Origin of the sequence: Paraburkholderia tuberum STM678 (assembly GCF_902833905.1) — a bacterium.
GTDB lineage: Bacteria > Pseudomonadota > Gammaproteobacteria > Burkholderiales > Burkholderiaceae > Paraburkholderia > Paraburkholderia tuberum.
The window spans coordinates 1-1,175 of the sequence record NZ_CADFGP010000165.1; the positions used below are offsets into that span (position 1 = coordinate 1).

Sequence of the window (1,175 nt, forward strand, 5' to 3'; positions counted from 1 at the left end):
AATGAAGCCGCTTCAGGACCTTGGCCAGGCCCGGGGCAAGCGTGGTTCGCGGTGTCTTCGTCTTCTTCATCAGACAGCTCAGAAATTTTGCTGCCCAATTTTAACCCGGCCCCTTACTGCAACAAAACCTCTCGGGTTCCTGCTTGGGCTGCGCACTCTCGGGCAGCGTTGTCAAACCATATTCGCCCGCCAGATAGAGTCGTCGCCATTTGAACAGCAGGTTTGCATTGATATCGTTGTTGCGCGCGATCAACGCCACCGACGCGCCCCGCTCGAGCGATTGTTCGACCAGTCGTCGCTTGGCCTCGGTCGGAAAGTTCGGCCGCTTATATGCGCCGTCTGCGGCGCGCTCGCCCCATGACTTGTCCACTTTGGTGCCCACCATAATTTGGTGCACACCAAACTACCCAAAACCTCAATCATCGCGCCACAGCGGCCCCCGTGAGTCGCTTACGCGTAAATCAGCGCGAGAAATTTTTCCCACCAAAAATTTCGAAGATGAAATAAGAATCCAATTTGATTCGACAAAAGTAATGTTGGTTCTAATCGGTCCGCAATGGCTAACCATGCAAGATGAGTTTGGCCGGCGGCGACTCGATTGTAAAGACGACTATGTATTAATTGAAGTAAGGGCTGGTCTGAGTAAGGAAATTCATTTAATCCCACTTCTTTTTGATGATGCAAACATGCCGGGTGCAAAAAGCCTTCCTTCGGCGATCAGAGCACTGACCTTGCCCCTGTTTGGCGAATCCCTTAACCGAGGAAATTACGCAGCCTCGCCTTGCTGGGCTGCGAACCAGTTTTTCTCGAATGTCATGGGACTGACGTAGTCGAGTGTCGAGTGTAACCGGCGTGCATTGTAAAAGCCCAGCCAGTCAATCACCTCATCCATTGCGGCACGCCGCGTGGCGAAGTGCCGGCCATGCATGCGTGCTACCTTCAGCGAACCCCACAGACTTTCGGTCGGCGCGTTATCCCAGCAATCGCCGCGTCGGCTCATCGACGAACTCATGCCATAGGCCTTCAACGTGTCCTGGAACAGGCCGCTGCAATACTGGGCGGATTCAACCGGTCGTCGCAACACTAGATTATTGAACAGATTTTAGGTATTCGTCCAAGGCCTCCGCAGGCGTCTTCCAGCCGAGTGTTTTCCGGGGCCTGGTATTCAATGTGTT

General features: G+C 53.6%; 1 protein-coding gene and 1 pseudogene. Both read right to left on the reverse strand.

Annotated elements, in window-relative coordinates:
- Window positions 1–100 precede the first annotated feature (100 nt).
- Window positions 101–370 (reverse strand): transposase, encoded by a 270-nt coding sequence (locus HWY30_RS42670; protein WP_425199441.1) that lies wholly within the window; start codon window positions 368–370, stop codon window positions 101–103.
- Window positions 371–766: 396 nt separating this feature from the next.
- Window positions 767–1,060, reverse strand: a pseudogene (locus HWY30_RS40760) (integrase core domain-containing protein); the annotation flags it as partial.
- Window positions 1,061–1,175 lie beyond the last annotated feature (115 nt).